Raw genomic sequence first — 22,640 nt, 5'->3', positions numbered from 1 at the left:
TACGTGGCGGAGGCGGTGAGATTCGAACTCACGAACGGTTGCCCGTTGCTGGTTTTCAAGACCAGTGCAATCGACCACTCTGCCACACCTCCGACGCACTGCCTCGGACGAATTTCGAGACCCGTGCAATCGACCACTCTGCCACGCTTCGTGCGCTCCGCGCGGCCGCCAGCCCGGTTCGGCCAGCTCGGGATGATACCACGCCGCAGGCGATGCTTCTGCGCTGCGGCGGCGCGGTGATGGTGGGCCCGGCCGCTGTCGCCGCTCGTTGCCGAGTGCCGCCCCGGACGGTCCGGTCGATGGGCAGTGCGCAGGGGGCATTGCAACTTTCGTCGGCGTTGGCTAGTCTTAGGTCCGTAAGCACTTTCTCAAGGAGGAAAACCATGCTTCCCCAGTATCAGATGACCGGTCAGGCGAGCGGCGAACTTGCCCTGCAGCAGAACCGGGTCCTGCGCAACACCTTCATGCTCCTCGCGCTGACGATGGTTCCGACGGTGCTCGGAGCGCTGGTCGGCGTGCAGCTGCAGTTCTCGTTCTTCGCCGGCAGCCCGCTGATGTCTTTCCTGCTGTTCCTCGGAATCGCCTTCGCGTTCATGTGGGGAATCGAGCGGACCAAGAACAGCGGCATGGGCGTCGTGCTGTTGCTCGGGTTTACTTTCTTCATGGGCCTGATGCTCTCGCGCATCCTGCAGGTCGCACTCGGCTTCAGCAACGGTGGGTCGCTGATCGCCATGGCCGCCGGCGGCACGGGGGTGATCTTCTTCACGCTCGCCGGGGTGGCTACGGTGACGAAGAAGGACTTCAGCTTCATGGGCAAGTTCCTCTTCGTCGGCATGATCGTCATCCTGCTTGCCGCGCTCGCGAACATCTTCTTCCAGATTCCGGCGCTCGCGCTGACCATTTCGGCGCTGGCCACGATGATCTTCTCGGCGTACATCCTGTACGACGTGAGCCGGATCGTCACCGGCGGTGAAGACAACTACATCTCCGCGACGCTGGCGGTTTACCTCGACGTCTACAACGTCTTCGTCAGCCTGCTGAACCTGCTGATGGCCTTCAGCGGCGACCGCGACTGACGCCGGCGGGGCCGGCCGAAGCAAGAGGGCGGCGTCGAGCCGCCCTTTTTTTCATGGCGGTCCGGGAAAGCCCGCGCCCTGGATGAGGCGTGGGCCGCTGCGTCCGGGGACCTGGCCGAGCAAGAGCGCATGTCTCGGCAGGCAAGAGAGGTCGCGCGAAGCGATCAGTTCGCGCAGCGCGACGACTTCGTGGCCGCGGCTCTGCCATTCGCCGATCAGGCGCCCGAAGCTGTCCGGCCAGCGCATGCCCTCGCTCTCCGCGCGCAGTGTGAACACGGCGTCGCCGGCGCCTCTCGCGGATTCGGCCAGCACAAGTTCGACGGCTTCGTCGGGCGTCGTGGCCGCGCCGGCGAGCAGTTCGTCTATGGTCGGCAGCGTCGTTGGAACCTGCGGGCAGAGGACGATTTCGCCATCGATGACCGGGACGAACGGGCCGTTGCCGCGACAGTCGCTGGCGTAGGCGTAGCCAAGACGCTGGGTGAGTCGCAGCGCGTGGCGATTCATTCGCCAGCCCGCTGCGGCGTGCGCCATCGGCGGCGAACCGAGGAGTTCCCGGAAGCGCTCCACAGCGCGGCCCATCTCGCTTTCGACCCAGGCGTTGCTGGCTGCGAGGACGTTCTTCTCCCAGCGGACGCGATTCCACGCCAGGACACCGACCTCGAAGCCGGCGTCACGGACCTCGCGGATGATCGCAGCGCAGCGCCGGCCGATGTCCGGTGCGGGCAGCACGAGACCGTAGAGACGGGTCAGACGATCGTGAAAGCGGCCGGGCGAGAGCCGCGTCTGCTCCCGGCCGGCGCAGTCGGGACCGAGCGAGAAGAAGAACGTCGCCCTCGCCGCGTGCCGCTGCAGCCCTTCGATCAGCTTCGGGACGCCCAAGCGAGTGCCGCGAAAGGTCTCGACGTCGATCTTCAGGCCGATGCGCTTCATCGCCGGCGAGTGGCCTGGAGGGAGCAGGTCAACGGGCCGGCCGACCGCCGTCAGAGGGGGTGAATGAATTTGCTGCCCGACCGACCCGCGGTGTTGCCCGGCTGCTCACTTCCCGCCTATCCATCTGCCATGTTTCGTCGTTCGTTCCACGAGGCCAAGGAGGGAACCCTCCCAGGCCCTGGCGCCGCGCCTCTCGGCCTGCTGGCCCACGCGCCTTGCCACCCGTCATTCGATCAGCAGGCCCGCGGCGACCCTGCGTCCCTCGCCCTTGAGGATGTTGTAGGTGCGGCAGGCGGCGCGGACGTCCATGACCTCGAGGCCCTTGCGCGCCTCGACGAACGGCCGGAGCAGCTCGGGGCGGGGGAAGCGGAGCTGGTTGCCGGTACCGAGCAGAACGACCTCGGCTTCGAGCGCTGCGAGCAGCTCGATGTCCGCGAGACAGAGCGTGGCGAAGCTGGCGCTCGTCCAGTCGGGCCAGAGCCGTTCCGGCAGGACGAGCAGGTTGCCGCGGTGGCGGACACCATTGACGCTGACGTAGCCCTTTCCGTAACCGGTGAACGTGTTCTGCCCATCGCCTGGTTCGAGCTGGAGCTTCATCGAAATTGCGGGCCAGTGGTCCTTAAAGTAGCATTATAGCCTTTTTGTCGATCGCTCCCCGGCGCACGGTCGGTACCCGGCGGCTTGCCGCGGCGATCGACGGCTGCCGGAGAGGATCTTCCGGGACCGGATCATGAGAGAGTTTTCGCGCATCAAACGTCTGCCCCCCTACGTCTTCAGCATCACCGGTGAGCTGAAGATGGCCGCACGCCGGCGTGGCGAGGACATCATCGACATGAGCATGGGCAACCCGGACGGCCCGACGCCGCAGCACATCACCGACAAGCTGGTCGAGGCGGCGCTGCGCGAGAACACACACGGCTACTCGATCTCCAAGGGCATTCCGCGGCTGCGCCGGGCGATCTGCGACTGGTATCGGCGTCGCTACGGGGTCGTCTTCGATCCGGACACCGAGGCCGTGGTGACCATCGGTTCGAAGGAGGGGCTCGCGCACCTGATGCTCGCCACGCTCGACCGCGGCGACACGGTCCTGGTGCCCAATCCGTCGTATCCGATCCACATCTACGGTGCGATCATCGCCGGCGCCGACATCCGTTCGGTGCGCATGACTCCCGACGTCGATTTCATCGAGGAGGTGCAGCGCGCGATCCGCGAGTCGATTCCCAAGCCGAAGATGATGATTCTCGGTTTCCCGAGCAACCCGACGGCGCGCTGTGTGGACCTCGCGTTCTTCGAGAGGATCGTCGCGCTGGCGCGCGAGCACGACATCCTCGTGGTGCATGACCTCGCCTACGCGGACATCGTCTTCGACGGCTACCAGGCGCCGTCGATCATGCAGGTCGACGGCGCGCGCGAAGTCGCCGTCGAGTTCTTCACGATGTCGAAGAGCTACAACATGGCCGGCTGGCGCGTCGGCTTCATGGTCGGCAACGAGGAACTGTGCAACGCTCTGGTGCGCATCAAGAGCTACCATGATTACGGGACCTTCACGCCGATCCAGGTCGCCTCGGTGATTGCCCTCGACGGCCCGCAGCAGTGTGTCGAGGAAGCCCGGTTGCTCTACCAGAGCCGGCGCAACGTCCTGGCCAAGGGGTTGCACGAGGCCGGCTGGTTGGTCGAGGTGCCGAAGGCGTCGATGTACATCTGGGCACGGATTCCCGAGGCCTATCGGCCGATGGGCTCGCTCGAGTTCTCCAAGAAGCTGCTCGGCGACGCCAAGGTCGCGGTCTCGCCGGGAGTCGGCTTCGGCGAGTACGGCGACGACCACGTCCGCTTCGCGCTGATCGAGAACGAGGAACGCACGCGGCAGGCGGTCCGCGGCATCAAGGACATGTTCAGGAAGGACGGCCTACTCTAGGCAGGCATGAAACCGGTCATCAAATCGAGCAAACTCGACAACGTCTGTTACGACATTCGCGGTGCCGTGCTGCAGAAGGCACGGCAGATGGAGGACGAGGGTCACCAGATCGTCAAGCTGAACATCGGCAATCTCGCTGCCTTCGGCTTCGACGCGCCCGAGGAAATACAGCTGGACATGATCCGCAACCTGCCGCACGCGGCCGGCTACTCGGACGCCAAGGGGATCTTCTCGGCGCGCAAGGCGATCCTGCACTACGCGCAGCACAAGAAGATCAAGGGCGTCGCGCTCGAGGACATCTATATCGGCAACGGGGTTTCGGAGCTGATCGTGATGGCCATGAACGCGCTGCTCAACAGCGGCGACGAGGTGCTCGTTCCGGCGCCCGACTACCCGCTGTGGACGGCCGCGGTGAGCTTGTCGAGCGGCACGCCGCGCCACTACCTGTGCGACGAGGCGAACGACTGGCTGCCCGATCTCGACGACCTGCGCGCGAAGATCGGCCCAAAGACGCGGGCGCTGGTGGTCATCAATCCGAACAACCCGACCGGAGCGCTGTACCCGGAGAGCCTGCTGCGCGAGATGGTCGACCTGGCCCGCGAACACGACCTGATAATCTACTCGGACGAGGTCTACGACAAGGTTCTGTTCGACGGCGCGAAGCATACGGCGATCGCCTCGCTCTCCGACGACGTGCTGACGGTGACCTTCAACGGCCTGTCGAAAAACTACCGCTCGTGCGGCTACCGGGCGGGCTGGATGGTCGTCTCCGGTGGCGTGCGCGAGGCGCGCGATTACATCGAAGGGCTCGACATCCTCGCCTCGATGCGCCTGTGTTCGAACGTCCCCGCCCAGCACGCGATCCAGACGGCGCTCGGCGGCTACCAGAGCATCGATGACCTCGTCGCGCCGGGCGGGCGAATCCATCGCCAGCGCGAGGTGGCCTACGAACTGCTCACTGAGATTCCCGGGGTCAGTTGCGTCAAGCCGAAGGCCGCGCTGTACATGTTCCCGCGGCTCGATCGCCGGCTCTATCCGATCGACGACGACCAGCAGTTCATCGCCGAGTTGCTCGAGGAGGAGCGCGTGCTGCTGGTCCAGGGCAGTGGCTTCAACTGGCCGGCGCCCGATCACTTCCGGCTCGTCTTCCTGCCTCACGAAGAGGATCTGCGCGAGGCGATCGGGCGCATCGCGCGCTTCCTCGCCGGCTACCGCAAGCGACACGGCGTGCGCGCCTGATCCGGTGCGGCCGAAGCAGCCCGGATGCCTCGCGCGATCGCCGGCCGGTTCCCACAACTTTGCTAGTGAGCGCCTCATGAAAGCCATCAACGTCGGACTTCTCGGAATCGGCACCGTCGGCGGCGGCACCTTCGCGGTGCTCCGGCGCAACGCCGAAGAAATCACGCGGCGCGCGGGCCGTCCCATTCACGTGAGCATCGTCGCCGATCGCGACGTCGAGCGCACGCGGCAGCTGACCGGCGGAAGCTGCCGGGTCACCGGAGATGCATTCTCGGTCGTCGGCGACCCCGACGTCGACATCGTCGTCGAACTCATCGGCGGCTGCGACGTGGCGCGCGAACTCGTCCTGCAGGCCATCGCCAACGGCAAGCACGTCGTCACCGCGAACAAGGCGCTGCTCGCCAGGCACGGCAACGAGATCTTCGCCGCGGCGCGGCAGCAGGGCGTGATGGTTGCTTTCGAGGCCGCCGTCGCCGGCGGGATCCCGATCATCAAGGCGCTGCGCGAAGGACTCACCGCCAACCGTATCGAGTGGATCGCCGGGATCATCAACGGGACGACCAACTTCATCCTCTCCGAAATGCGCGACAAGGGGCTGTCGTTCGCGGACGTGCTGCGCGAGGCGCAGCGGCTCGGCTATGCGGAGGCCGATCCGACCTTCGACGTCGAGGGGATCGACGCCGCGCACAAGCTGAGCATCATGTCGGCGATCGCCTTCGGCAATTCGATGAACTTCGACCAGGCCTACGTCGAGGGGATCAGCCGGCTCGACGCCGCCGACATCCGCTACGCCGAGCAACTTGGCTACCGGATCAAGCTGCTCGGGATCACCAAGCGCACCGCCGAAGGCGTCGAGCTGCGCGTGCACCCGACGCTGATTCCGGCGAAGAGGCTGATCGCCAACGTCGAGGGGGCGATGAACGCCGTTCTCGTCAAGGGCGACGCGGTCGGCGCGACGCTCTACTATGGCAAGGGAGCCGGCGCCGAGCCGACGGCTTCGGCGGTGATCGCCGATCTGGTCGACGTCACCCGGATGCACACGGCCGACCCCGAGCATCGCGTCCCGCACTTGGCCTTCCAGCCGGACGCGATGGTCGACCTGGTGATCCTGCCGATCTCGGAAGTGGTCAGCAGCTATTATCTGCGCATGCGCGTCGAGGACCGGCCCGGTGTGCTCGCCGACGTGACGCGGATTCTCGCCGACGACGGCATCTCGATCGTCGCGATGATCCAGCGTGAGCCCGGCGAAGGTGAGGAACAGACCGACATCATCATGCTCACCCACAAGACGCGCGAGCGGAACATCGACGCGGCGATTGTCGGCATCGAGGCGCTGCCGGCGGTCAAGGGGCGCATCGTCCGGCTGCGTGTCGAGGACCTGCTCTAGGCCTGCCCGGGCCTGCGCGCCTGCGCGCGAAAGCTTTGACGGAGGGGAACAGGCGCGTATAATGCGCGGTTTTTCATCTCCTCGTGTCCTTTGCTGTCCAGTCGAATGGAGTCCAACATGTACGCGGTCATCAAGACCGGGGGCAAGCAGTACCGCGTTGCTTCCGGAGAAAAGCTCAAGATAGAACAGATACCGGCAGAAGTTGGCGCGGAAATCACCCTCGACCAGGTTCTGATGGTCGGTGAAGGCGAGGCCGTGCGCATTGGTACCCCCGTAGTTGCCGGCGCATCGGTCAGGGCCACTGTGCTTTCCCACGGTCGTCACGACAAGATCCGGATTTTCAAGATGCGTCGTCGCAAGCATTCACAGAAGCATCAGGGGCACCGCCAGAACTACACGGAGATTCGCGTCGATGGCATCGACGGCGCGGAAGCTGCTCCGGCGAACTGATTTTTGAGGAGTCGCAAGTCATGGCACACAAGAAAGCGGGTGGCAGCGTACGCAACGGTCGCGATTCCGAAGCCAAACGCCTGGGCATCAAGCGTTATGGCGGTCAGTTCGTTCGCGCAGGCAACATCATCGTCCGGCAGCGCGGCACCGCGTATCATCCCGGCGAGAACATGGGTATCGGCAACGACCACACGCTGTTTGCCCTGGTCGACGGTCACGTGAAGTTTGCGATCAAGGGACCGCAGAACCGACGGACGGTCAGCATCGTTCCGCTGGGTGACTGACCAGCTCCACGCGCTGGCCGCACAGGCGCGCCGGTACTGCCCGAAGCCCTATCTCCTCCGGTAGGGCTTTTTGTTGTTCGCTTTCGTTTCCCAGCAGAAGATACAGCCATGAAGTTCATCGACGAGGCCAGGATCTCGGTTGCCGCGGGTGACGGCGGCAACGGGATCGCCTCGTTCAGGCGCGAGAAATACGAACCCAAGGGCGGACCCGACGGGGGAGACGGCGGCAACGGCGGCAGCGTCTATGCGGTTGCCGACCGCAACGTCAACACCCTCGTCGAGTACCGTTACGTGCGCCGATTTCGCGCCACTCGTGGAGGGAACGGCCGGTCGAGCGACTGCCACGGCAAGCGCGGTGCCGATCTGCGGCTGCGCGTTCCGGTGGGGACAGTGATCACCGACGCCAGCAGCGCAGTCGTCATCGCCGATCTCGACCGGGACGGTCAGAAGGCCTTGCTCGCCCGCGGTGGGCGTGGCGGGCTCGGCAACGTGCATTTCAAGTCGAGCGTCAATCGTACCCCGCGCCAGTTTACCCGCGGTGAGCCTGGCGAACTGCGCGAGCTGCGGTTCGAACTCAGGCTGCTCGCCGACGTCGGTCTGCTCGGCCTGCCCAATGCCGGCAAGAGCAGCCTTCTGCGCGCCCTGTCTGCCGCCCGCCCGAAAGTGGCCGACTATCCGTTCACGACCACCGAGCCTCATCTCGGTGTCGTTCGCGTGGACCCGCTGAGCAGCTTCGTGATAGCCGACATTCCGGGCCTGATCGAGGGGGCATCGGCCGGTGCCGGGCTCGGCATTCGCTTCCTCAGGCATCTGGCGCGGACCCGTCTGCTGCTGCAGCTCGTCGATCTCGCTCCACCCGATCCGGCGGCCGACCCCGAACGAGACGCGCAGACGGTGGTTGGCGAGCTGGAGCAGTATGACCCGCAGCTCGCGCGGCGGCCGCGCTGGCTGGTGATCAACAAGGTGGACCTGATTCCCGTCGAACAGCGCGAGCGGCGGATCGCCGATTTTCTCGCGGCGAGCGAGGCCGCGGTGCGGGCCGAGCGGCACTTCGCGATCAGCGCGTTGACCGGCGAGGGCTGCCAGGATCTGGCCCGGGCCGTCTTCGACGCGCTCCGGGATCTCCCGGCGATTCCTCCGGCGGTGCCGGGCAGCGCGGCGCCGAGCGACGAGTTTGCCGACGAGCCTGGCGAAGGGGAGCCGGCACCGTGAAGCTGACGCGGATCTCAGCTGCTCGCCGGCTGGTCATCAAGGTCGGCTCGGCGTTGGTCACCAACAACGGTGAAGGTCTCGATCTCGCGGCGATCGACGAGTGGGCGCGGCAGATCGCCAGCCTCGTGCAGGAGGGCCGGCAGATCATCCTGGTCTCCTCAGGCGCGATCGCTTGCGGCCTGCAGCGCCTCGGCTGGCGCAAGCGCCCGCGTGCCGTTCACGAACTGCAGGCGGCTGCCGCCGTTGGCCAGATGGGTCTGGTCCGGGTCTACGAGCGGGCCTTTGCCCGCTACGACCTGCACACGGCGCAGGTCCTGCTGACGCACGACGACCTCGCCGACCGCAAGCGCTATCTCAACGCGCGCTCGACGTTGAGCACGCTGCTCGAACTCGGCGTCGTGCCGATCATCAACGAGAACGACACGGTGGTCACCGACGAAATCAAGTTCGGCGACAATGACACGCTCGGTGCGTTGGTCGCCAACCTCGTCGAAGCCGATTGCCTGGTCATCCTGACCGATCAGCAGGGTCTGTTCACCGCCGATCCGCGCAAGGATCCGGAAGCGACGCTGATCAGCGAGGCGCGCGCCGGCGCGCAAACGCTCGAGGCGATGGCCGGTGGTGCAGGCAGCGAGCTGGCCAGAGGAGGGATGATCACCAAGGTCATCGCCGCCAAGCGCGCGGCGCGCAGCGGCGCGCACACGGTGATCGCCAGCGGGCGGGTTCGCGACGTGATCGTCCGCCTGGCGCGCGGCGAAGCGCTGGGCACGCTGCTGATTTCCGAGACGCCCCCACTGACCGCGCGCAAGCAGTGGCTCGCCGATCACCTGCAGCTCAACGGCAAGCTGATCCTCGACAGCGGAGCGATCCGCGCGCTAAGGCAGGGCAGCAGCCTGCTGCCGATCGGCGTGGTCGCCGTCCACGGCGACTTCGAACGTGGTTCGGCAGTCGCCTGTGCGTCGGCGGATGGGCAGGAAATCGCACGGGGCCTGGTCAACTACGCGAGCAGCGATTCACGGCGGATTGCCCGGCACGCGAGTCAGGAGATCGAGGGAATCCTCGGCTACATCGACGAGCCCGAAATCATCCATCGCGACAACCTGATCCTCAGCTAGCTGCGGAAACGCCGCTGCGCATGGTCAGTCGCTCAGTGCGCCGCTTCGGCGAGCTTCTGGTAGACGAAGGCAGTCAGCGCAATCGCCAGCTCATTCGGCAGGCCGGCAAACTGGACACCGTGCAGGAAGTCGCCCGACTCGTCCCGGGACACGTAGCGGATCGTTGCATCGATCGCCGCGAGGACCTCGACCTCGCGGATCTCGATTCGGAACTTGATCGACAGCAGTTCACCCTTCTCGCCGAGCCGCGTCTTCGACGAGATCATCGCGCCGCCGACGCTGAGGTTGGTCAGCAGTCCTGCGGCACTGACCGTTCGGCTATCCTGCTGCAGGGCGATCGCGCAGATGATCTGGACGGGCACCCGTTCGCCGGTGCGGATCATCAGACCGCGAACCTGCGCTGGGTAACTCAGGTGAATGTGCGGGAAGGGCACGTTCGAAGAACGCAGGACGTTCGCCGTGAACGCGTAGGCGTTCTTGCCGGCAAAGAAGCGCACGACAAAGGCTTGGCCTTCGCGGACGAAACAGAGCCGTCCGTCGACCTCCGGGACCGTGACCAGCACGCTCCTGCCCTTGAGGTAACCGATCAGGCGCACGTAATAGCGGTTGTCGGTTCCGTCGATCTGTGCCTGAATCTGAAACGGGTCGCCGATCGACAGCTTGATCGCGTCGAGAGTCACCGTACGTTCGACTGCGCCCTCGTGCGCGCCACCGTCGATCTCGCGACCGTCACGCCGGGATCCGGGACTCGCTGCGCCCGAAGTATGCGGGCGGAAAAGCCCCTTGCCGAACAGCGCGTCGAGCTGCGCCTCGCCGTCGATGACCCCGCCCCGCTTGACAACCAGATTGCCGTGCGCGTCGTAGACGTTCCAGGGTACCGGTCGCCCCGGCTTGATTTCGTTTCGGTGCAGCGGCACCTGGCTGGCGTCTGAAGTCATCCTTGACCCCGTACTCTTCGATCGGCGGCCAGGCCAAGTTTTCGGGTGGCAGAAGACTCTCTTCCCGAGCGGGCAATCCGGCCGACCCGGGGATTGCCGATGCCCGGCAATCATACGCTGCAACGAGCTGGCGTTGGCCATCGCCGAGCGCCGAGACGCGGTGCAGCCCGCGGTGACCGGTCGCGCGGCCGGCGAAGTCCTCAGTTCCGGGTTGCCGCGCTCTCCTGTGCGCGAAACCACTGCTCGAGTATGGTCAGGATCCAGATCATCTCGCCGTAGTAGCCGGGGTGTGCGCGCAGATGCTCGTCGATCAGCGTGGCGACGAAGTCCGCGCGGACGATGCCGCGACCGGCGAGCTGGTTCAGCGAATCGGCAGCCAGTTCGCGGAGTGCCGGCGTGCGCGCCGTCCACACGCCGAAGGGCAGACCGAAGCCTTTCTTCTGCTTGGTGATGATCGCTTCGGGAAGGAAGCCGCGCAGCGCCTCCTTGAAGAACCAGCGCAGCTTGAAGCGGCGCAGCTTCCAGTCCGGAGGCAGGGACATCGAGAAATCGGTCAACCGGTCGGAGAGTAGCGGGTAGGCGACCGGGATTCCGGCCATCTGCGCCGCCCCGCGGATCTTCGGCAGGTCACTGTCGGCGAGCGTGTACCGCCAGTCGTAGGCGAGCATCCGGTTGATCAGGCTGCTGGCCTGACACACGTTCCAGGTCGAGCGCATGTGCTCGACCGGCTCGATCTGATCGACTGCGGCCAGGAACTCGGGCTCGAGAACCTTCGCCGGAGCGAGCTGCATCAGCAGGTTGTAGCTCTGCAGGCGATCGGGCATCGGGATCCGCGAGTGGCGGACGTAACCGCTCGCCTGACGAAGTAACGGAATTCGCCGGATCGGACTGCCGTCGGCGCAGGCGGGCTCGATAACCCGTCGCAACCCTGCCGGCAAGGCGTGGTAGAAGTCGAAGAAGCGCTGCATCGCGTAGCGCGAATTGCCGCCGAACAGCTCGTCGCCGCCGTCTCCGGCAAGAATCCGGGTACAGCCTTCATCGCTGGCCATTTTCGCGCAGTAGTAGGCGGGCAGTGCCGACGAGTTGCCGAAAGGCTGGTCGTGATGCGCGGCGACAGCGGGAATGCTGGTCACCAGGTCGTCCGGAGTGACGTAGTACTCGTGGTGCCGGCAACCGAAATGTTTCGCGGCCAGCCGGGCGTACGCCATTTCGTCGTAGCCCTCGGCCGCGAAGCCGATCGAGAAGGCCGGCGCGGCGGTTCCGCTGACCTGGCAGAGCATCCCGGCGACGGTCGAGCTGTCCGTCCCGCCCGAGAGGAACGCGCCGACCCGCTGGTCGCCGGCGGTCGCTTCAATGACACTGTCGCGGATCAGCTCGCGAAACTGCTCGCGCGCGTCGGCGAAGCGCGGGCGCCGGCTTTCGACGAATTCGAGCGGCCAGTGGCGTTGCTCGTGGGTGCCATGACGATCGACGAGCACCGCGTGCGCCGCCGGCAGGCGGCGCACCTCGCGGAAGACCGTTCGCGGAGCCGGGATCATGTGGAAGTACAGGTAGTCGAAGATCGCCTGCCGGTCGAATTCCCCGCTTCGCCCGTCCACGCAGTCGGCACGATCGGAGAAGGAGAGCGTTCGTCCATCACTGCGATAGCAGAGGGTTTCGATGGCGAAGCGGTCCACGGCCAGGTAGGCACAGGCACGCCGTGCATCGACGATCGCCAGTGCGTACGAACCGTGAAGGCGCGCCGTCAGGTCGGGACCGCGCATCCTCCAGATCTCGATGATCTGGCCGGCGCTGGCCACCGGGCCGCCCGTCTCTGGCAAGTCGTCGCCGGCGATCCGCGGCGAGCCGATGAGCGCGCAGAGCAGCTCGCCCTCTCTAGCCACGTCTTCGCCGCGCCAGTCGAGCGAACTCAGCAGCGACGCAGGGTCGCCATCGAACAGCCGGGTCAGGTCGAGCTTTCCGGAGAGTCTGTCTTTCATCGGCTTTCTGTCAGCATTGGCGGTTGGAACGACCGGGAGCTTCGCCGCGAAGCCGGCCGTTCCTGGCGTTGTCGGTCGATTGGCGATGGCTCATCGGCGACGGCCCGGGTCTGGAAAGAGGACCCGAAGCACGCCAGCGGCGGCGTCTGCGCTCCTGGCACAGGGCGAATGCTACGGCATCGGCGGGCACCGTGGCTGTGTCAGATGTCACCCGGCCCGGCGCCGACGAGCCGGTTCGGCGGACGACGCGGCGTTGTTCATCGGGACGTTCACGCGCCTGTTGGCCTTCGCTGCGACGCTCGAACTGGGCCCCGATCTGCCGATGATTCCGGTCGTGCTCGGTGTTCAGGTGGTCAACGGGTTGCCGCCGCCCATCGACGTCCCCGTCCTTGACTGGGTCGGCGGCAAACCCGACCGCGGCCAGCGGCATGTACCGCGGTCGGGCTCGCCGTCCGGCTCGCGCCTCGCGGCAGCCTACATCTGTTCGCCGCGGCGAATCGTCCAGAAGTCGTCGGCGAGATTCCGGTTGGAGAGGTAATCGTAGGGCATCGTGAAGTAACCGCCCTTGCCCCAGTTCGTGCCCCACGAGTTGCGGACGATGAAGCGGCGTGACTGGTCGTCGTAGCCGACGGCGAGGACGGCGTGCCCGCCGAGCATCCGCTCGTTCTTCTTCGGCAGGCCAACCTCGCCGGTTTGCGCGACCTGCTGGGTCTCGAAGCTTTCATAGACGGCAAAGCCGAAGACGAATGGAAAGCCGTCGGCGAGGCAGGCGCGCATTTCATCGAGCGTGGTCAGCCTCGCGTAGGAGAGGATCTGGTAGTTGAGCGCCTCCGTGTAGCACGCCTTCAGCGGTTTGCTGGCGAACTTGGCAACGTCGTATGGCCAGAGCTTCTCGGAGCACGATCCCTGTCTGGCCAGGGTCTTGATGCCGTCGCGGATCATGGCACCGGAATCGGTCTGCACGCTGTGCTCGATGACTCTCTCGTTGTAGTAGATGAACAGGCGGCTCATGTCGACGAACGGGGCCTTGTCCTTGATCATCAGGAACTCGAGAGCGCCGGCGAGAGCGTTGGCCGTGCAACTGCCGAGTTCCTTCTGGTCTTCGACGGGCGAGCATCCGGGGCGCAGGTCGATCGACGGCGGCAACTTCTTCGGGATTTTCCGGACGGCCCCGTAGACCTGGTCCCGGCTGTCGGGAAGGTCCGGCAGCCAGCCATAGACGGCCTTGCGGATGGCCGGCGCAGCGGGCGGTGTCGACGTCCCGGGAGCAGCTTCCGGGCTGGCGGTTTTCTTCTTTGGCATCCTCTTGTACTCCTTTTCCTGCTCGCTGGTGGAGCGTTGGCTGCGATCTCTTCCGGCGCAGTGACCGATCGTGCCGGAAGACCTGAACGTCGGGCATCGCGGCCCCCGGTCGGTCTGCGGGCCGAGGACCGTCAAAGCCCGAAATAAATCATAGTCCCCAAGCCAATTCCTGACAAGTTTCCCCGGAAATCAGCTCGCCCGGCGCGGGTCACGGGAAAAGGCCGGCGTTGGTCCGGAACCGGTGAGTTTGCGCCTGGCCGGCGACGTTGCGGGATCTCCGGGCGTCGGGTAGGATAAGCCGCCGCGACGACACCCGGCCCGTCGAGCGGCTGGTGTCCCGCGGCCCGTCCGGACGATCCGGCATGCGCGTAGGGCCGTTTTCGGGCAGGCGTCGAGGACGAGCCAGTCTCGGCCGGGCAGACGACATGTCCACCGGATGAGCGGAGGCGCCGGCTGGTCGTCCGACCCGCGTGCCCCCGGCTCTGTGTCCGGACCAGGTGACGGCGCCCCGTGCGGCCGGGTCGCCTTGCCCAGCCAATCGCGAGGAGCAGTCAGCATGTCGATCGATGCTTCCCGGGCGCGAACCGCCCACGGTTCGTCCTCCCTCTGGCTACCCTGGCTCGCCTATACCGCCTTTGTCATTTACGGGAGCCTCGTTCCATTGGAGTTCCACCCGCGGCCGCTGGCTGACGCGTGGGCCGACTTCCAGCGGATCCGGATGCTCGACCTGGGGTTGGGCGAGCGGGCAGACTGGATTGCCAACGGTGTTCTCTATCTGCCGCTCGCCTTCCTTACCGCGACGGTTCTCGGCGCTGGACGCCCTCGGGCGTCGCGGTTCTGGTGCATCGCCGGTGCGCTCGCCTTCAGCATGGTCATCGCAGTCGGCGTCGAGTTCGTCCAGCTCTTCTTTCCGCCGCGAACGGTTTCGATCAACGACATCATGGCCGAGGGAATCGGCAGCGTCGTCGGCTCGACGCTGGCGGCCTTCTACGCGCGGCACCTGCGCGGGCTCGTCGATTCCCTCATGCGGCCGAGGCCGGCGCTCGTCCCCGGGCTGCTGATCGCCTATGCGGTGCTCTACCTGGCGTTCTGCGGCTTCCCGTACGATTTCGTCGTTTCGTCCAGCGAGCTCCATGAGAAGCTGTCTTCCGGGGCCTGGGGCTGGTTCATCGCTTCGGGAAGTGGTCGCGGCCTGCTGATGAGCCTGCTGATGCTGGTCGTCGAAACGGTCGCCGTCGTCCCGCTCGGTCTGCTGCTCGGCCGCTGGCTGAAGACGCGATCCGCCGCCAGGGTGGCGCTGACTGGCTTCGTCAGCGGATTCGCGCTTGGCCTGCTGATCGAGGTCGCCCAGATCTTCATCTATACGGCGGTGAGTCAGGGCATTTCGGCGCTGACCCGGGCGATCGGCGTCGCCGCGGGTGCGGCGCTCTCACGCTCGGCGTGGGGGTTGCCCGATGCGCAGCGCTTGATCGCGCGTCACGTGGTCCTCCTGGCCGTCCTCTATCTGCTTGCTCTGGCCGGAGTTCATGGCTGGCTGACCGGCACCTGGGGAGGGATCGACCTCGCGGAACGGCGGCTCGGCGAAGTTCACTTCCTGCCCTTCTATTACCACTACTTCACGACCGAGACGGTTGCCCTGAGGAGCCTGGTTTCGGTCTGTTTCATCTACGCGCCGATCGGGATCCTGGCCTGGGCGGTAAGCGGCAGCTCGGCGGCAGCCGGATTCATCGCCGCAGTCGTCGCGGCCGTCGTCGAAACCGCGAAGCTGTTTCGTGGTGACGGTCATCCCGATCCGACGAACGTGCTGCTCGCGGCTTTGGCCGTCTGGGCGATCGTCAGGTTGCTCGGCCGCCTGAGCGGCGGGCTGACCGGAGACTCCCCGGTGAGCGAGGCCGAGCCGGCTCCTGATCCCGGGCGGGGGATCCACGCCGGGCGGTCAGTCGGCGAGCCGGTCGCCGGGCGATCCCCCCGGGTGGCGCGGAGCAGGTCGCGGGATTCGCGGAACGACGTGCGACGGCCATCTGCGCTTGCCGCCACTGGGGCTTTGCTGCTGATTGCCGTCGCCACATGGGGTGTCGTCGCGTACCCCTTGTCGTCTCTGCTGCTCGGTCTACTGCTCGCCGCCTGCGCTCTCGTCGTCTGGCTTCATCCGCCGGCTCTTCTGCTGATCGTGCCGGCGGCCGTCCCGGTGTTCGACCTGGGCTCGCGAACCGGCTGGCTGATGTTCAGCGAGTTCGACCTGCTGATGCTGGTCGTCTGGGCAGCGGTCCTGCTCCGTCCGCGGAGCGAGCGACTGCCGCTTCCCTTCGCTCTGCCTTTCGCGCTGCTCGCCGGTGCGGTGGCCCTGTCGTGCCTGGTCAGTCTGGTCGTCGGTCTCCTTCCGATGGCTTTCCCCGAGGCTGGTGCGTTTGCCAATTATTACAGTCACTTCAACGCGTTGCGGGTAGCCAGGGGGATCGTCTGGGGGCTGTCGATGCCACTTCTCGTGGCCCGCTCGATTCCACCCGAGGCCGATCTGCGCCGCCTTCTTGCCTTCGGGATGCTTGCCGGCATGGCCTGGACGGTGGCCGACGTCGCGTACGAGCGCAGCGCCTTCGTCGGCCTGTTCGACTTTCACGAGCAGTACCGGGTCAGCGGGCCGTTCTCCGGGCTGCACGTCGGCGGTTCGCTGCTCGAGTCCTACCTCGTCCTGGGCCTGCCCTTCGTCGCCTACGCGGTTGCCGTGCTGCGCCACCCGCTGGCCCGCTCGATCGGCCTCGTCCTTTTCGGCGGGGCGGTCTATGCGCTGATGGTCACCTACTCGCGCGCCGGGTTTGTCGCGCTGGTGTTGACCGTCGTGCTGATCGTCGGCGCCTTCGTCTGGCACCTTCGCCGGCGGACGACCGGCCGCCGGGTGCCTCTGGCGGTGGCCCTGCTGCTGCTCGTCGTCGCTGGTACAGCGGCGATCCCGGTGTTCACGGGGTCCTACGTGCAGGCCAGGCTCGCCCAGGCGCAGGGCGACACCGCGGTGCGCATGAGCTACTGGCGGAACGCCTTGGCGATGATCGACGACACGTGGCTGACCAGCGTCTTCGGCATGGGTCTGGGTCGCTTTCCGGAGACCTTCTACTGGCGCACGTCGGTCGGCGAACGACCGGGCACCTACCGTTTCGAGAGCGAAGACGGCAACGGATTCGTCCGGCTCGGTGCCGGAAGCGCGATCTATCTCGACCAGTTCGTCGACCTCGAACCACGGACGAACTACCGTCTGACGTTCGACCTGCGCTCCAGCCGGCCGGAGCCGCAGGCGGGCGTCTATGTTTCGATCTGCGAGAAGCGTCTGATCCAGTCGCTGCATTGCCAGAAGCCCCAGTTGCGGCCCGATCCTGCGCTTCACTCGTGGCAGCGGCTGGCGGTCAGCTTCAACTCGGGCGAACTCGGCGACGGACCGCTGCTCGCGCGCCCGTCCGTGAAGCTGTCGCTGCACAATCAGCAGCGGGTGATCGATATCGACAACGTCGCGCTGGTCACCGAGGACGGGCGTGATCTCGTCCGCAACGGCGACTTCGAGCAGGGGAGCCGCTACTGGTGGGTAACCGTCGACGATTACTGGCCCTGGCACATCGAGAACCTCTGGCTGCACGTCTTCTTCGAACAGGGCTGGCTGGGTCTGCTGAGCTTCGCGTTGCTCGTCGTCTGCTCGCTGTTCGCGGCGGGCAGACGGTTGTGGCGCGGCGAACTGTTCGCTGGCGCGCTGCTCGCTTCGTGGGCAGGCGTGCTCACCGTCGGGACTTTGAACAGCCCCAACGACAGCCCGCAGATCGTCTTCCTGCTGCTGACGCTCGCCTGGCTCTCCCTGCGCGGAACGAGCTACGCGGCGAGCGAGGCGGCGCGCTGATTCCTCAGGGCAGCGGCTGCTCGAGCGCGTAGAGCTCCTCGACGCTCTCGCGACGCCGGACGAGGTGCGCCGAAGCACCATCGACCATCACTTCGGCGGCGCGCGGGCGGCTGTTGTAGTTGGAACTCATCGACATGCCGTACGCGCCGGCCGAGAGGATGGCCAGCAGATCACCAGTCTCGAGGGCGATTTCCCGCCCGCGGCCGAGGAAGTCGCCCGATTCGCAGACCGGCCCGACGATGTCCCAGACGAGCGGAGTCCCCGCCCGCGGAACGACCGGCACGATGTCGTGCCATGATCCGTAGAGCGCGGGCCGCGCGAGATCGTTCATCGCCGCGTCGACGATCGCGAAGTTCTTCACCTCACCCGGCTTGAGGCATTCGACACGGGTGAGCAGCAGGCCGGCATTGCCGACCAGCCGTCGTCCCGGCTCGACGACGATGCGCAGTCCGCGGGCGCGGAGTTTCTCGAGCATCGGGCGCAGGTATTCGCTGACGCTCGGCGCTTCCTCGTCGCGATAGCGGATGCCGAGGCCGCCGCCGAGGTCGATGTGATGCAGGACGATCCCGTCCTCGCCGAGCTGGTCGACGAGCAGCAGGACCTTGTCGAGCGCTTCGGAGAAGGGGGCCGGGTCGAGCAGCTGTGAGCCGATGTGGCAGTCGATGCCGCTGATCTCGAGGTGTGCCAGTTGCTTCGCCCGTCGATAGAGGGCTCGGGCCTCGTCGAAGGCGACGCCGAACTTGTTCTCCTTCAGCCCCGTCGAGACGTAGGGATGGGTCCGCGCGTCGACGTCGGGATTGACGCGCAGGCTGATCGCCGCCGTCTTGCCGATCCGGCCGGCGACCGCGTTCAGGCGTTCCAGTTCGGCGGCCGATTCGACGTTGAAGCAGAGGATCCCGGCGGCGAGTGCGAGTTCCATCTCCTCGTCGGTCTTGCCGACACCCGAAAAGACGATGCGCTGTGCATCGGCCCCGGCAGCCAGCGCCCGGCTGAGCTCTCCGGCCGAGACGATGTCGAAACCGGCACCGCGGCGCGCGAGGACGTTGAGCACGGCGAGGTTCGAGTTGGCCTTGACCGCGTAACAGACGAGCGAATCGAAGCCCTCGAGCTCGCGCAGGAATTCGTCGAGCGCCGACTCGATCGCCTGGCGCGAGTAAACCCAGCAAGGGGTGCCGAAGCGCGCGGCGATCTCGACGAGGGAGACCTGCTCGGCGTGGAGCACGCCATCGCGAAGCGACACCGCACTCATCGGCCCGGCTCCCGTGCGGTGCTAGAATCGCCGGCGGTAGTCCCTGAAACCGCGGCTGGCTGTTTCTCCGCAGCTGGCGGGGGCGGTACGGGCGCCGGTGTCGGCGGGAGCCTCAGCGCGCCCTTGGTGCCGCAGCCGCCAAGAACCAACAGGATCAGCAGGGCGCAGGCAAGGGTCGGCCTCAAGGTCGGGGTCCTCCAAAATGACGGGATGGTAGCACAGGATGAACGAACACGAGTTCAACGAGCTTTCCGAGGCAGTGCTGAGACGGATCGAAGCAGGGCTCGAACGCTCTGCCGTCGATCTCGACTTCGAACTGATCGACGACCGCGTGCTCGAAATCGAACTGCCCGACCGCAGCAAGATCATCGTCACGCGCAACGAGGCGGTGCGCGAAATCTGGGTCGCTGCGCGATCGGGAGGATTCCATTACCGCTGGGATGGCCAGGCGTGGCGTGATACCCGCGGTGGCGACGAACTGATCGGAGCGCTGTCGCGGTTGCTGTCGAGCCAGGCCGGCGAGGACGTGCTGCTCTCGGACTGATCTCCGGGACGGGAGCTGCGTCGCCTGGCGCGGGTGCACGTTCGGCCGCGCTATTTCCTGATCAGCCAGAGCGCGAGGGTCAGGACCAGCGAGACGATCAGGCAGGTGGTCAGCGGGAAGTGGAAGCTGAAATTCTCGCGCTCGATCGTCAGGTCTCCGGGGAGTCGCCCGAACGGCAGTCTCGAAAGCCACGGCCAGGCCGCTCCGGCGATCAGCAGCAGCAATCCGGCAATGATCAGCAGCCTCTGCATGGGCACCTCCCTCGTCCGCTGTCGCGGCCTCACGCTCCTGGCCAGCGTCACGACGAGTTTATGCCTTCGTCGGGCGAGGGGGAAGCGGAAGGCGCATGGCATCTCCAGGCGGCGAGTTTTCGCTCTTTCCCCACGGGGTATGCCGTCGAGCGCCACCGTGCCTGCCAAGGCGCCTGCCAAGGCCGTCGAATGACCAGGACGGACTGCTGCGCTGGCCTGAGAAGGTGCTGGTGTCTGGTCGACTTCGCGCCCCCGGTCTTACTGCGATGCCTGGCAATGGGTCGGGCCGGTGCGGGCTGGTGGGTCGTTGCCGTGGGAATCGGCAATCATGCCCGCGGTCGGGATCATGATCAGGGTTGCCAGGCGTTGAAACGCTTATCCCGGAGCCGAGCGACTGCTTCCGCCCCTGGTCCGACGCGGCGCGCCTCGACAGCTGGGCGGGCAGTTCAACCCGGATGGTGTATGCGTGTTCCGCACGTTTAAGCCCAAGTGAGGACCGGATCGAGACATCAAAGCAGGCTTTCATTCGGCACGGTGTCGGGCTCGATCCGGTACCCCATCGCCCGGCAGGCGCGTTGGCGCAGACTCGGGTACTCGTCCTCATCCTCCCCGCCTTCTGGCGCACTCGCGGAGGCGCTGGTAGCTCGGGTCTTGGGCGAGGCTCGCGTCCGCCTGCACTATGAGATCCAGGCATTGCCCCAGTTCGGGCGCGACCCAAGGCTGATCGCTGACGATCGCCGCCAACACTCGCGAGGCGTGGATCGGAAAACGGCCACATAGCCCTGACTCGTGCAGCCGATGGATGACGTAGTACGGATGCTCAATGGGTCGCAACCAGTCCAGGACCGCGCTCAGGGCAGCCGGGAACTCGGCGCCGGCCGCGATGCACAGCCGCGCGAGAGATTCGGAGATGCCAGGCGTGGCGAGATCGCGCGACTTGGGCCAGACGTTCTGCCAGAACGGCTGGATGCGGTTCTTCCAGTGCTCCTCTCGCTGATCAGCGGCCCCTTCGAGTGCCTGCGCCAGCGCTGACTCGTGCAAGCCCTCCTGCGGAAGCCCCGCGAGCGCAGCGCGCCACTCCTCCGCCGTGGCAGCGGGCCGTGCAGATGGACCAGCCCGTTCCAGCGGCTGTTCTTCGGGATCGGCAACATCGGTGCGGCATGGGCGTGGAACGCCAGTCCAGAGCGTTTGGCCGCGACGTGAAAGACCCGGTCGAAGTTGGTGGTGACCAGCCGCAGCGCCCCATCACGATCGCGCGCCATCCGCAGAAACGCGGCCTGCGTGTCGGTGGCGCCCTTGCGGCGCAGCCTGCGCTTCAGCGCCTCTGCCAGCGCACCGCGCACGGCAAGGCGCCGGCCCGGCAGGCGCCGCTCCAGCAGCTCGAGCGTGGCGTTGTACTGACCCCGGGCCAGGGCCGCGCGCTCGATGTCGCTCGGCGCGGTGCCGTTGCGCCGGTAGATCTCGTCCACCAAGCCTTTGAAGCCCGGCAGACCGGCGGGGTAGGAGATACCGGCATCGCAGAAGAACACCACGCGGCCGTCCTCGTGCGCCTGCAAAAGCGCATTGGGAATGTCCGGGCCGTTGGTGATGAACTGCACTACGCACTCCCGGCGAAGAGCCGCTCCAGCGTTGCGGGCAACAGCGCAGCATTGGCCTGACGAATGGCAGCGTGCTTGGCCTTCAAAGCGGCGACGTCGGCTTGCAGGCGGTCGAAGGTCTGTTGCGCCGCCAAGGGTGGCATGGGCACTTGGATCGCCATCAGCTTCTCAAGTCCCAACGTACGGTTACGGCCAGCCCCGCCCGGCGATGCCTCGCCGATCTTCAGCATCCCGTCGTCCGTTAGGAAGTAGTAGCGCAGGAACTCGGCGGTGACCAGGCCAGGAACCGCGCGGCAGGTGATGAAACGATGAGACCCGAAGCGGCCGGCATCCGTCGGCTGCGCGATTGCGATGGCACCTTCCCAGGCGAACACGTTGGAGAACAACAAGTCGCCCGGCTCGATCCGATACAGCCGCTTGGTGCCGACCTCACTGCCCGAAATTGGCGGCTTGTGGAAGGTCCCCTTGCCGAACGAGCGGATGCCGAGTTGCGGAAAGATCCCATCCAGGTCGATGGTCTGTTCCCGTCGCACCAGCGGGGCCACGTCTGCCATCGGCCGCAACGGCGCATCGGCAATGACGTCGCGGAAGCGCAATGCCAGCAGGTGCTCGACGTCGCGCTCGACGGCATCCAGATGCGCTTCGACCTCCCGCGTCTTTTCGATGAGCGCGTCGAGGCGGGCGACGATGACTCGCTGCTCATCAAGGTGTGGCAGCGGCAGCCCGACACCAGCAATATCGCCCACCTTCATGGACATGTTGGCCGTGCCCTGCATTAGCGGGATGAGCACGGAGTCTTTGCATGCGCTCAGGTAGTAGTAGACGAAGCGCCCCATGACCCGTTCGGGCTCTCGATTCACGCAGGCGCAGAGGATCGAACCAACGGCGAAGTCACCCGTAATGTGGTGCAAGCGCTTGAGACTTGCATGACCGTGCCCAGTCGCAGAGATCAAGGGAATGCACACGGCATCGCCCGAGAAATGCGGCTCAATGTGAGTGCCGAACGCTTCGCCGGTCGTGACAAGTGGAAAGCTGCCGGGTGTAGCCGCCATGATGCCGACCTTGCCCTTCTCTACATGGAAGAGGGCGCCGAGGTCGACTTTTGGCCACGCCTTCATTCGCCGTCAACCGCACCGACCAGCGCCTCGATCTCCCCAAGCAGCCGCAACACCTCGGCCCCGTGGCTGCGCATCGACGCGATCAGGTCCTTCGGGTCGGCGTGCTCCAGGCCCGCGCGGGCGGATCAAGTCCGTAAACTGCTGTAAATCGGGTGGCTTGGCAGCCACCGCTTCGG

18 protein-coding genes, 1 tRNA gene and 1 pseudogene are annotated in these 22,640 nt (G+C 66.2%); 10 read left to right on the top strand and 10 right to left on the bottom strand.

The genetic code is table 11. From position 1 onward, the window contains the following. Positions 1–4 precede the first annotated feature (4 nt). Positions 5–92, bottom strand: a tRNA-Ser gene (locus tag NFW05_RS16795). A 291-nt stretch (positions 93–383) separates the two neighbouring features. Here NFW05_RS16795 and NFW05_RS16790 point away from each other — a divergent pair. After that, complete coding sequence (locus tag NFW05_RS16790; RefSeq protein WP_295309655.1) at positions 384–1,076, top strand: Bax inhibitor-1/YccA family protein; 693 nt, start codon at positions 384–386, stop codon at positions 1,074–1,076. Positions 1,077–1,127: 51 nt separating this feature from the next. Here the strand turns inward: NFW05_RS16790 and NFW05_RS16785 are convergent, their stop codons facing one another. Continuing rightward, positions 1,128–2,006: a polysaccharide deacetylase family protein gene (locus NFW05_RS16785; RefSeq protein WP_295309652.1), complete on the bottom strand. Its 879-nt coding sequence runs from the start codon at positions 2,004–2,006 to the stop codon at positions 1,128–1,130. A 225-nt stretch (positions 2,007–2,231) separates the two neighbouring features. Further along, positions 2,232–2,603, bottom strand: coding sequence for an Mth938-like domain-containing protein (locus NFW05_RS16780; RefSeq protein WP_295309649.1), 372 nt, complete (start codon positions 2,601–2,603; stop codon positions 2,232–2,234). A gap of 133 nt (positions 2,604–2,736) precedes the next feature. Between NFW05_RS16780 and alaC the strand changes: the two genes are divergently transcribed. The 7 genes from alaC to proB all read left to right on the top strand — a co-directional run bounded on the left by alaC (position 2,737) and on the right by proB (position 9,608). Beyond that, complete coding sequence (gene alaC / locus NFW05_RS16775) at positions 2,737–3,921, top strand: alanine transaminase (RefSeq protein WP_295309646.1); 1,185 nt, start codon at positions 2,737–2,739, stop codon at positions 3,919–3,921. A gap of 6 nt (positions 3,922–3,927) precedes the next feature. Beyond that, entirely contained in the window at positions 3,928–5,160 is a 1,233-nt protein-coding gene (locus tag NFW05_RS16770) for a pyridoxal phosphate-dependent aminotransferase (RefSeq protein WP_295309643.1), read from the top strand. A gap of 76 nt (positions 5,161–5,236) precedes the next feature. Next, positions 5,237–6,547 (top strand): homoserine dehydrogenase, encoded by a 1,311-nt coding sequence (locus NFW05_RS16765; protein WP_295309640.1) that lies wholly within the window; start codon positions 5,237–5,239, stop codon positions 6,545–6,547. Positions 6,548–6,664: 117 nt separating this feature from the next. Continuing rightward, positions 6,665–6,997: a 50S ribosomal protein L21 gene (gene rplU / locus NFW05_RS16760; protein WP_295309637.1), complete on the top strand. Its 333-nt coding sequence runs from the start codon at positions 6,665–6,667 to the stop codon at positions 6,995–6,997. A 20-nt stretch (positions 6,998–7,017) separates the two neighbouring features. Beyond that, on the top strand, positions 7,018–7,281 hold the full coding sequence (gene rpmA / locus NFW05_RS16755) for a 50S ribosomal protein L27 (protein WP_295309635.1): 264 nt from the start codon (positions 7,018–7,020) through the stop codon (positions 7,279–7,281). A 108-nt stretch (positions 7,282–7,389) separates the two neighbouring features. After that, a complete protein-coding gene (gene cgtA, locus NFW05_RS16750) occupies positions 7,390–8,493 on the top strand; it encodes an Obg family GTPase CgtA (RefSeq protein WP_295309632.1) in 1,104 nt (367 codons plus the stop codon). Further along, positions 8,490–9,608, top strand: coding sequence for a glutamate 5-kinase (proB, locus tag NFW05_RS16745; protein WP_295309629.1), 1,119 nt, complete (start codon positions 8,490–8,492; stop codon positions 9,606–9,608). Before cgtA ends, proB begins: the two co-directional genes overlap by 4 nt. 32 nt (positions 9,609–9,640) lie before the next feature. Here the strand turns inward: proB and NFW05_RS16740 are convergent, their stop codons facing one another. The 3 genes from NFW05_RS16740 to NFW05_RS16730 all read right to left on the bottom strand — a co-directional run bounded on the left by NFW05_RS16740 (position 9,641) and on the right by NFW05_RS16730 (position 13,827). Next, positions 9,641–10,546: a flagellar brake protein gene (locus NFW05_RS16740; RefSeq protein ID WP_295309625.1), complete on the bottom strand. Its 906-nt coding sequence runs from the start codon at positions 10,544–10,546 to the stop codon at positions 9,641–9,643. A 200-nt stretch (positions 10,547–10,746) separates the two neighbouring features. Next, complete coding sequence (locus NFW05_RS16735) at positions 10,747–12,525, bottom strand: asparagine synthetase B (protein WP_295309622.1); 1,779 nt, start codon at positions 12,523–12,525, stop codon at positions 10,747–10,749. 474 nt (positions 12,526–12,999) lie between these two features. Then, on the bottom strand, positions 13,000–13,827 hold the full coding sequence (locus NFW05_RS16730; RefSeq protein ID WP_295309619.1) for a C1 family peptidase: 828 nt from the start codon (positions 13,825–13,827) through the stop codon (positions 13,000–13,002). Between the two features lie 556 nt (positions 13,828–14,383). Between NFW05_RS16730 and NFW05_RS16725 the strand changes: the two genes are divergently transcribed. Next, entirely contained in the window at positions 14,384–17,704 is a 3,321-nt protein-coding gene (locus NFW05_RS16725) for a VanZ family protein (protein ID WP_295309617.1), read from the top strand. Between the two features lie 4 nt (positions 17,705–17,708). Here NFW05_RS16725 and lysA read toward each other — a convergent pair whose 3' ends face one another. Next, entirely contained in the window at positions 17,709–18,953 is a 1,245-nt protein-coding gene (lysA, locus tag NFW05_RS16720) for a diaminopimelate decarboxylase (RefSeq protein ID WP_295309615.1), read from the bottom strand. A gap of 223 nt (positions 18,954–19,176) precedes the next feature. On the opposite strand from lysA, the gene cyaY reads away from it, so the two are divergent. Next, the gene (gene cyaY / locus NFW05_RS16715) at positions 19,177–19,497 is read left to right on the top strand and encodes an iron donor protein CyaY (protein WP_295309613.1); all 321 of its coding nucleotides are present in this window, start codon (positions 19,177–19,179) and stop codon (positions 19,495–19,497) included. Positions 19,498–19,547: 50 nt separating this feature from the next. Here the strand turns inward: cyaY and NFW05_RS16710 are convergent, their stop codons facing one another. The 3 genes and pseudogenes from NFW05_RS16710 to NFW05_RS16700 form a co-directional block, all read right to left on the bottom strand. After that, positions 19,548–19,748, bottom strand: coding sequence for a DUF2905 domain-containing protein (locus NFW05_RS16710; protein WP_295309611.1), 201 nt, complete (start codon positions 19,746–19,748; stop codon positions 19,548–19,550). Between the two features lie 1,085 nt (positions 19,749–20,833). Then, a pseudogene (locus tag NFW05_RS16705) lies at positions 20,834–21,346 on the bottom strand (hypothetical protein); the annotation flags it as partial. Continuing rightward, entirely contained in the window at positions 21,346–22,464 is a 1,119-nt protein-coding gene (locus NFW05_RS16700; RefSeq protein WP_295309609.1) for a restriction endonuclease subunit S, read from the bottom strand. The pseudogene NFW05_RS16705 and the gene NFW05_RS16700, both read right to left, overlap by 1 nt. Between the last annotated feature and the right edge of the window lie 176 nt (positions 22,465–22,640).

This window comes from Accumulibacter sp. (assembly GCF_023806625.1).
Taxonomy (GTDB): Bacteria; Pseudomonadota; Gammaproteobacteria; order Burkholderiales; family Rhodocyclaceae; genus Accumulibacter.
This window is presented reverse-complemented; position numbering and strand designations above follow the sequence as displayed.

Coding starts and splice junctions, on each gene's coding strand:
- NFW05_RS16790 (WP_295309655.1), top strand. CDS start 384: ATGCTTCCCCAGTATCAGATGACCGGTCAGGCGAGCGGCGAACTTGCC.
- NFW05_RS16785 (WP_295309652.1), bottom strand. CDS start 2,006: ATGAAGCGCATCGGCCTGAAGATCGACGTCGAGACCTTTCGCGGCACT.
- NFW05_RS16780 (WP_295309649.1), bottom strand. CDS start 2,603: ATGAAGCTCCAGCTCGAACCAGGCGATGGGCAGAACACGTTCACCGGT.
- alaC (WP_295309646.1), top strand. CDS start 2,737: ATGAGAGAGTTTTCGCGCATCAAACGTCTGCCCCCCTACGTCTTCAGC.
- NFW05_RS16770 (WP_295309643.1), top strand. CDS start 3,928: ATGAAACCGGTCATCAAATCGAGCAAACTCGACAACGTCTGTTACGAC.
- NFW05_RS16765 (WP_295309640.1), top strand. CDS start 5,237: ATGAAAGCCATCAACGTCGGACTTCTCGGAATCGGCACCGTCGGCGGC.
- rplU (WP_295309637.1), top strand. CDS start 6,665: ATGTACGCGGTCATCAAGACCGGGGGCAAGCAGTACCGCGTTGCTTCC.
- rpmA (WP_295309635.1), top strand. CDS start 7,018: ATGGCACACAAGAAAGCGGGTGGCAGCGTACGCAACGGTCGCGATTCC.
- cgtA (WP_295309632.1), top strand. CDS start 7,390: ATGAAGTTCATCGACGAGGCCAGGATCTCGGTTGCCGCGGGTGACGGC.
- NFW05_RS16740 (WP_295309625.1), bottom strand. CDS start 10,546: ATGACTTCAGACGCCAGCCAGGTGCCGCTGCACCGAAACGAAATCAAG.
- NFW05_RS16735 (WP_295309622.1), bottom strand. CDS start 12,525: ATGAAAGACAGACTCTCCGGAAAGCTCGACCTGACCCGGCTGTTCGAT.
- NFW05_RS16730 (WP_295309619.1), bottom strand. CDS start 13,827: ATGCCAAAGAAGAAAACCGCCAGCCCGGAAGCTGCTCCCGGGACGTCG.
- NFW05_RS16725 (WP_295309617.1), top strand. CDS start 14,384: ATGTCGATCGATGCTTCCCGGGCGCGAACCGCCCACGGTTCGTCCTCC.
- lysA (WP_295309615.1), bottom strand. CDS start 18,953: ATGAGTGCGGTGTCGCTTCGCGATGGCGTGCTCCACGCCGAGCAGGTC.
- cyaY (WP_295309613.1), top strand. CDS start 19,177: ATGAACGAACACGAGTTCAACGAGCTTTCCGAGGCAGTGCTGAGACGG.
- NFW05_RS16710 (WP_295309611.1), bottom strand. CDS start 19,748: ATGCAGAGGCTGCTGATCATTGCCGGATTGCTGCTGCTGATCGCCGGA.
- NFW05_RS16700 (WP_295309609.1), bottom strand. CDS start 22,464: ATGAAGGCGTGGCCAAAAGTCGACCTCGGCGCCCTCTTCCATGTAGAG.